The sequence below is a fragment of the Bradyrhizobium sp. DN3 genome (assembly GCF_041357655.1).
Classification (GTDB): domain Bacteria; phylum Pseudomonadota; class Alphaproteobacteria; order Rhizobiales; family Xanthobacteraceae; genus Bradyrhizobium.
Window position 1 is genome coordinate 1 of sequence record NZ_JAULLN010000065.1, and the last position, 9,178, is coordinate 9,178.

The window sequence follows — 9,178 nt, forward strand, 5'->3', positions numbered from 1 at the left end:
CGCAAGGCGAGATCGAGATCACGCTGGCACAGATCTGGGCCGAGCTGCTCGGTGTTGAGCGGGTCGGACGCCACGACCACTTCTTTGCGCTCGGCGGGCACTCGCTGCTGGCGGTGCAACTGATCGAGCGTTTGCGGCGGCGGTCGCTGGGGGTTGAGGTGCGCACGCTGTTCGCCAGGCCGGTGCTGGCCGATCAGGCCGCAAGCCTGGGCAGTCATCAGGAGGTGGCGGTCCCGGCCAATCGGATCACCGAACAGAGTACGGCGATCACGCCAGAGATGTTGCCGCTCATTGAGCTGGCGCAGGGCGAGATCGACCGGATCATCGCCACAGTGCCCGGCGGGGTCGGCAACATCCAGGACATTTATGGCTTGTCGCCGCTGCAGGACGGCATCCTGTTCCATCATCTGTTGGCGACAAAGGGCGATCCGTACCTGCTGGTATCGCAGATGGCGTTTGCCGACCGTGGCGTGTTGGAGCGCTATCTTGCTGCGGTCCAGCGGGTGGTGGACCGGCACGACATTCTGCGCACCTCGTTCGTCTGGGAGGGGCTGTCGCGCCCGGCGCAGGTGGTGTGGCGCCACGCATCGCTGGAGGTGAGCGAGGTCGAGCTGGACGGATCTGCTGGTCCTGGCGCCGCGCAGCTTAAGGATCGGTTTGATCCGCGCCAGCACCGCATCGATCTTGGCCGAGCGCCCTTATTGCGGTTTGTGATCGCGCGCGAGCCCGGCGCGCGCTGGCTGCTGTTGGAGCTGCAGCATCATCTGATCGGGGATCACACCACACTGGAGGTGATGCGTGCCGAGGTCCAGGCTGTGCTGGAGGGACGCGAGCACGAGCTGAGCGCGCCACAGCCGTTCCGCAACCTGGTGGCGCAGGCGCGCCTGGGCGTTGATGCAAAGGCGGATGAAGCGTTCTTCCGGGGGTGGCTGGCAGACATCGACGAGCCGAGCACGCCGTTCGGCTTGCGCGAGGTGCGCGGCGACGGCAGCGGGGTTCGAGAGGCGCAGCGGATGCTGCCGCAGCAGCTAAACGCGCGGCTGCGTAGCCAGGCGCGACGGCTGGGGGTGAGCCTGGCGAGCCTGTGCCATCTGGCCTGGGGTCAGGTGGTGGCGCGCAGCAGCGACCGCGAGCAGGTGGTGTTCGGCACGGTGCTGTTCGGCCGCATGCATGGCGGGGCGGGTGGCGACCGCGCGATGGGGCTGTTCATCAACACGCTGCCGCTGCGGCTTGATCTTGATGGGACCGCGGTCGAGGCGAGCGTGCGAACCACGCATGCCCGGCTGGCCGAGCTCTTGGCCCATGAGCATGCCTCGCTGGCGCTGGCGCAGCGCTGCAGCGCCGTTGCGGCGCCGGCGCCGCTGTTCAGCGCGCTGTTGAACTACCGCCACAACACGCCGGTGGCGGTCTCCGCCTCCGCACCCGATGATGTGCTGTCCGGCGTGGAATGGCTGGGCGAGGAGGAGCGCACCAATTATCCGCTGACCTTGTCGGTGGAGGATTTTGGCGAGGCGCTCGGGCTGACGGCGCAGGTGGTGGAGCCCATCTCGGCGGATCGGATCTGCGGCTACATGCAGCGGGCGCTGGAGCAGCTGGCAGAGGCGCTGGAGCATGCGCCGAGCACGCCGGTGCGCGAGCTGGACATCCTGCCAGCCGCTGAGCGCGCGTATCTGCTGGAGGAGCTGAACCGGACGGCATCGGCCTATCCGTCGGACGTGTGCATCCACGAGCTGTTCGAGGCACAGGTTCGCCGTGCGCCGGACGCGGTGGCGATGGTCCATGAGGAGGAGCGGCTAAGCTATGGCGAGCTGAATGCGCATGCCAACCAGCTGGCGCATCATCTGATCGGGCTCGGGGCCAGGCCGGATCAGCCGGTGGCGATCTGCGTTGCGCGCAGCGTGGCGATGGTGGTCGGGCTGCTGGCGATCCTCAAGGCGGGTGGCGCCTATCTGCCGCTGGATCCGGCCTATCCGTCGGCGCGGCTGCACCAGGTGCTGGAGGATGCGGCGCCGCGAGTGCTGCTGGCCGATGCAGCGGGGCGATCAGCGCTGGGCGACGATGCGCTACGCGATCTGACGGTGGTGGATCTGGCGGCGACGCCGGAATGGGCCAATCTGCCGGCGTCGGATCCGGACCCGCGTGCGCTCGGCCTGACCTCGCGCCATCTCGCCTATGTGATCTACACCTCGGGATCAACAGGCACCCCCAAGGGGGTCATGATTGAGCATGCGAGCACGGTGAACCTGCTGCATTGGAGCAGCGACGTGTTTACCGCATCAGAGATCAGCCGCACGCTGTTTGCTACGTCGATCAGTTTTGATCTGTCCGTCTATGAGTGCTTCGTTCCGCTTTCGCAAGGAAGCACGCTTTACCTTGTCGAGAATGCGCTGGCGCTGGCCGAGAGGTCTTTGGATATCTCTTTGATCAACACAGTGCCCTCGGCGATCGCCGCTCTGGTCGACAGGAAAGCAGTGCCGGCTTCGACCAGCGTCGTCAATTTGGCGGGCGAGTGGCTGACGGCGGAACTGATCGAGAAGATCTTTGCGAGCAGTCGGGTCCAGAAGATTTGTAATCTGTACGCGCCTTCTGAAACCACCACGTACTCAACCTGGATCTGCGTGCGAAGGAGGAACGTTGTCGTTGAGACGATTGGCCGCCCGATTGCGAACACGCGTGTGTATCTGCTGGATGATCATGGCGGGCTGGTGCCGTTCGGTGCGGTGGGGGAGCTCTACGTCGGCGGGGCGGGGGTGGCGCGCGGTTATCTGAACCGGCCCGAGCTGACCGCGGAGCGGTTCATCGCCAGTCCCTTTGTGGACGGCGACCGGCTGTACCGCACCGGCGATCTGGCGCGCTATCTGCCGGACGGCAATCTTGAGTTTTTGGGCCGCAACGACGACCAGGTGAAGATCCGCGGCTTCCGGATCGAGCCGGGTGAGATCGCGGCGCGGCTTTGCGAGCACCCGTTCGTGCGCGAGGCGGTGGTGGTGGCGCAGCAGGACGGCGCCGGCGAGAAGCGGCTGGTGGCCTATGTGGTGTGTGCGCCTGAAGCTCAATCGGATGAGCCGGATGGCGCTGGAGCTGAGCTGGCCGCCACGTTGCGGGCGCATGTGGGCGCGCATCTGCCGGACTACATGGTGCCGGCGGCGTTCGTGCGGCTGGCGGCGCTGCCGCTGACGGTGAATGGCAAGCTCGATCGCAAGGCGCTGCCGGCGCCGGACGATGAGGCGTATGCACATCGCGCCTATGAGCCACCGCAAGGCGAGATGGAAACCGTGCTGGCGCAGATCTGGGCCGAGCTGCTGGGGCTGGCGCGGGTCGGACGCCACGACCACTTCTTCGAACTGGGAGGGCACTCGCTCTTGGCGGTGCAGCTGATGGAGCGGCTGCGGCGGCAGTCGCTGGGGGTCGAGGTGCGGACCTTGTTTGCAAAGCCGGTGCTGGCGGATCTGGCCGCAAGCCTCAGTTGCCATCACGAGATGGCGGTCCCGGCCAATCGGATCACCGAACAGAGTCCGGCGATCACGCCAGAGATGCTGCCGCTGATTGAGCTGACGCAGGGCGAGATCGACCGGATCATCGCCACAGTGCCGGGCGGGGTCGGCAACATCCAGGACATTTATGGCTTGTCGCCGCTGCAGGACGGCATCCTGTTCCATCATCTGTTGGCGACAAAGGGCGATCCGTACCTGCTGGTCTCGCAGATGGCGTTTGCCGATCGCGACCTGTTGGAGCGCTATCTTGCCGCGGTTCAGCGGGTGGTGGATCGGCACGATATCCTGAGGACGTCGTTTGTCTGGGAAGGGCTGTCGCGCCCGGCGCAGGTGGTGTGGCGGAACGCGCTGCTGGAGGTGAGCGAGGTCGAGCTGGACGGGTCTGCTGATCCTGGCGCCGCGCAGCTTAAGGATCGGTTTGATCCGCGCCAGCACCGCATCGATCTTGGCCGAGCGCCCTTGTTGCGGTTTGTGATCGCGCGCGAGCCCGGCAGTGCGCGCTGGCTGCTGGTGGAGCTGCAGCATCATCTGATCGGGGATCACACCACGCTGGAGCTGATGCATGCCGAGGTCCGGGCCGTGCTGGAGGGACGCGAGCATGAGCTGGCAGCCCCGCAGCCATTCCGCAACCTGGTGGCGGCGGCACGGCTTGGCGTGGGTGCAGACGCGCATGAAGAGTTCTTCCGGGGACTGCTGGGGGACATCGATGAGCCGTGCACGCCGTTTGGCTTGTGCGAGGTCCAGGGCGACGGCAGCGGGACCCGTGAGGCGCAGCGGATGCTGCCGCAGCAGCTCAACGTGCGGCTGCGGATGCAGGCGCGGCGGCTGGGGGTGAGCCTGGCGAGCCTGTGCCATCTGGCCTGGGGCCAGGTGGTGGCGCGCAGCAGCGACCGCGAGCAGGTGGTGTTCGGCACGGTGCTGTTCGGCCGCATGCATGGCGGGGCGGGTGGCGACCGCGCGATGGGTCTGTTCATCAACACGCTGCCGCTGCGGCTTGACCTTGATGGGACCGCGGTCGAGGCGAGCGTGCGGACCACCCACGCGCGGCTGGCCGAGCTGCTCGTACATGAGCATGCCTCGCTGGCGCTGGCGCAACGCTGCAGCGGCGTTGCGGCGCCGGCGCCGCTGTTCAGCGCACTGTTGAACTACCGCCACAACACGCCGGCGGCAGTCTCCGCCTCCGCAGCCGATGATGTGCTGTCCGGCGTGGAATGGCTGGGCGGGGAGGAGCGCACCAACTATCCGCTGACCTTGTCGGTGGAGGATTTTGGCGGGGCGCTCGGGCTGACGGCGCAGGTGACGGAGGGCGTCTCAGCGGATCGGGTCTGCGGCTACATGCAGCGGGCGCTCGAGCAGCTGTCGGAGGCGCTGGAGCGGGCGCCGAACACGCCGGTGCGCGAGCTGGACATCCTGCCACCTGACGAGCGGGCGTATCTGTCGGAGGAGCTGAACCGGACGGCGGTGACGTATCCTGAGCAGCAGTGCATCCATGAGCTGTTCGAGGCGCATGTGCGCCAGGCGCCGGATGCGGTGGCGGTGGTCTATCAGGACCAGCGCGTCAGCTATGGCGAGCTCAATGCGCGCGCCAACCGCCTGGCCCATCATCTGATTGCAATTGGGGTGAAGCCGGACCAGCCGGTGGCGATCTGCGTTGCGCGCAGCGTGGCGATGGTGGTCGGGCTGCTGGCGATCCTCAAGGCGGGTGGCGCCTATCTGCCGCTGGATCCGGCCTATCCGTCGGCGCGGCTGCACCAGGTGCTGGAGGATGCGGCGCCCCACCTGTTGCTGGCCGATGCGGCGGGACGATCGGCGCTGGGCGATGATGCGCTACGCGATCGGACGGTCGTGGACCTGGCGGCAGCGACGCCGGAATGGGCCAATCTGCCGGCGTCGGATCCGGATGTGCGCGCCCTCGGCCTGACCTCGCGCCATCTCGCCTATGTGATCTACACCTCCGGCTCCACCGGAACGCCCAAGGGGGCACAGAATGAGCATCGGGCTATCGTCAATCGCTTGATTTGGATGCAAAACGCCTATGGTCTCAAGGCAACTGATGTCGTGTTGCAGAAGACGCCATTTGGCTTCGATGTCTCGGCCTGGGAGTTCTTCTGGACCTTGCTTGAAGGGGCGACCCTGGTGCTGGCGTCTCCGGATGCGCACAGAGATCCCGCTGCATTGGTCGACTTGATCATCGGCGAGCGCATCACGACGGTTCACTTCGTGCCATCCATGCTGGTCAGTTTTATGGATGCGAAGAGTGTTGACCGCTGCACGTCGCTGCGGCGTGTTTTATGCAGCGGCGAGGCGCTTCCTGCCGCCAGTGTGCATAAGGTTCGGCGCCTCTTGCCTTGGACGGGCCTGCACAATCTGTACGGTCCGACCGAAGCTGCGATCGACGTGACAGCGTGGAGTTGTCCGGATGAGTTTGATGGCGCCATTGTCCCGATCGGCCGTCCGATCGCGAACACGCGGGTGTACCTGCTTGACGGTCACCGTGCGCCGGTTCCGTTTGGCGCGGTCGGGGAGCTCTACATTGGCGGGGCGGGGGTGGCGCGCGGCTATCTGAACCGTCCGGAGCTGACGGCGGAGCGGTTCATCGCCAGTCCCTTTGTCGAGGGCGATCGGCTGTACCGGAGCGGCGACCTTGCACGTTATCTGCCGGACGGCAATCTTGAGTTTTTGGGCCGCAACGACGACCAGGTGAAGATCCGCGGCTTCCGGATCGAGCCGGGTGAGATCGCGGCGCGGCTTTGCGAGCACCCGTTCGTGCGCGAGGCGGTGGTGGTGGCGCACGAGGGCCCCGGCGGCGAGCAGCGTCTTGTCGCCTATGTGGTGTCGCCGGAAGCAGCTTCGAACGGGCTGGATGGAAGCGAGCTTGCCGGCGCCTTGCGCGCCCACATAAGTGCGCACCTGCCGGATTACATGGTGCCATCGGCGTTCGTGGGGCTGGCGGCGCTGCCGCTGACGGTGAATGGCAAGCTCGATCGCAAGGCGCTGCCGGCGCCGGACGATGAGGCGTATGCGCATCGCGCCTATGAGCCGCCGCAGGGCGAGATCGAGACGGCGCTGGCACAGATCTGGGCCGAGCTTCTGGGTGTGGAGCGGGTCGGACGCCACGACCACTTCTTTGCGCTCGGCGGGCACTCGCTGGTGGCGGTGCAGCTGTTGAGCCGGGTCTCGCAGGCCATTGGCTTCACACTGCCGCTGACCACGCTGTTTGCCAAACCGGTGCTGGCCGATCTGGCCGCGAGTATCATGGATGAATTGAGCCGCTCCGGCGCGCAAGACCTGCCGGCCATTGCGCCGGTGTCGCGTGAAGCGCCGCTTGTGCTGTCGTTTGCGCAGCAGCGGCTGTGGTTTTTGGCGCAGCTGGATCAGAGCAGCACGAACTATCACATTCCGCTCGGGTGGCGGCTCAAGGGTGGGCTCGACCGCAGCGCCTGGCAGCGTAGCCTGGACCGTGTGTTGGCGCGCCATGAGGCGCTGCGCAGCGTGTTTGTCGCGCCGGAGGGCAAGCCCTGGGTGGAGCTGCTGCCGGTGGATGCGGGGCTGCCGGTTGTGGAGCACGATCTGCGGGACAGGCCGGATGCGGACGAGGCGCTATTGGGTCTGTGCAGGGAAGAGGCGTGCACGCCGTTCGATCTGGCGCGTGGCCCGCTGATCCGCGGCCGGCTGATCCGGATCTCGGATGAGGAGCACGTCTTGCTGCTGACGCAGCATCACATTGTCTCGGATGGTTGGTCGCTGGGCGTGTTGGCGCATGAACTCAGTCAGCTGTACCGGGCGTTCGTGGCCGGAGAAGGCGATCCGCTGCCGCCGCTTGCAATCCAGTATCCGGATTATGCCGCCTGGCAACGGCAGTGGCTGTCGGGCGCGCGGCTGCAGCGCCAGGCGCAGTATTGGCGCAACAATCTGTCTGGCGCGCCGGCCCGTCTGGCGCTGCCGACGGACCGGCCGCGGCCGGCGCAGCAGTCGTTTGCGGGGGCGACGGTCCCGATCGTTATTGATGCGGAGCTGACGCGGGAGCTGAAGCGGCTGGGCCTGCAGCAAGACACGACGTTGTTCATGACGGTGCTGGCGGGGTGGGCTGCGGTGCTGTCGCGTCTGTCGGGACAGGACGATCTTGTGATTGGCGTGCCGAGCGCTAATCGCGGTCGCCGCGAGATCGAAGAGCTGATCGGCTTCTTCGTCAACACCCTGGCGCTGCGGCTGGACCTGTCGGGCGAGCCGAGCGTGTCGGAACTGTTGGCGCGGACGCGGCGCACGGCTTTGGGAGCGCAGGAGCACCAGGACCTGCCGTTCGAGCAGGTGGTGGAGATCGTGCAGCCGCCCCGGGCTCTTGATCACACGCCGTTGTTCCAGGTGATGCTGGCCTGGCAGAACAACGCCGCTGGGACGTTCGACCTTCCTGGGCTGATGGTGGAGGCGGCGGCAGACGGCTTCGATCAGGTCAAGTTCGATCTGGAGCTGAGCCTTGGCGAGCAGGGTGAGGTCATCGCTGGGACGCTGGGTTATGCCACCGCGCTGTTCGATCGCGCGACCATCGAGCGGCAGCGGGATTATCTGCTGGCGCTGCTGCGGGCGATGGTTGCCGATGCGCAGCAAGCGGTCGGGCGGATTGAGCTGCTGCCAGCCGACGAGCGGGCGTATCTGCTGGAGGAACTGAACCGGACGGAGGTGACGTATCCTGAGCAGCAGTGCATCCATGAGCTGTTTGAGGCGCAGGTGCAAAAAGCGCCGGAGGCGGTGGCGGTGGTCTATCAGGACCAGCGCGTCAGCTATGGCGAGCTCAATGCGCACGCCAACCAGCTGGCGCATCATCTGATCGGGCTTGGGGTCAGGCCGGATCAGCCGGTGGCGATCTGCGTTGCGCGCAGCGTGGCGATGGTGGTCGGGCTGCTGGCGATCCTCAAGGCGGGTGGCGCCTATCTGCCGCTGGATCCGGCCTATCCGTCGGCGCGGCTGCACCAGGTGCTGGAGGATGCGGCGCCGCGAGTGCTGCTGGCCGATGCAGCGGGGCGATCGGCGCTGGGCGACGATGCGGTACGCGATCTGACGGTGGTGGATCTGGCGGCGACGCCGGAATGGGCAAATCTGCCGGCGTCGGATCCGGACCCGCGTGCGCTTGGCCTCACCTCACGCCATCTCGCCTATGTGATCTACACCTCGGGATCAACAGGCACCCCCAAGGGGGTCATGGTCGAGCATCGCGGCTTGGTCAATCTCAGCTTGGCTCAGATCGGGCTTTTTGGCGTTTGTTGCAACAGCCGCGTGGTGCAGTTCGCCTCCTTCGGTTTTGATGCAAGCGCCTCGGAGCTTGTTATGGCGTTTGGTTCGGGAGCCACATTGCATTTGCCTGCGGATGAGCTCCGTCAAGCGAGTAACAAGCTATCGGATTATCTGCGAAGCGAAGCCATCACGCACGCGACGCTGCCTCCAGCCTTGCTTCAGGGAAGCCAGAAGCTGGAAGGCTTGGGATCGCAAGTTCTCATTCTTGCTGGAGAGCTGCCGAAGGCAGAACTCATCCGGAGTCTGGCTCCAGCATCCATTATCAATGCTTATGGACCTACCGAAGCAACAGTTTGTGCGGCGACCTGGAGTTGCCCCGATGGGTTTGATGGTGCCATTGTCCCGATTGGCCGCCCGATTGCGAACACGCGTGTGTATCTGCTGGATGATCATGG

General features: G+C 66.0%; 1 protein-coding gene. It reads left to right on the forward strand.

Going from position 1 to position 9,178, the window contains the following annotated elements; genetic code table 11:
* The coding region (locus AAE027_RS39245) for an amino acid adenylation domain-containing protein (RefSeq protein ID WP_479714273.1) at positions 1 to 9,178 on the forward strand (9,178 nt) is incomplete at both ends.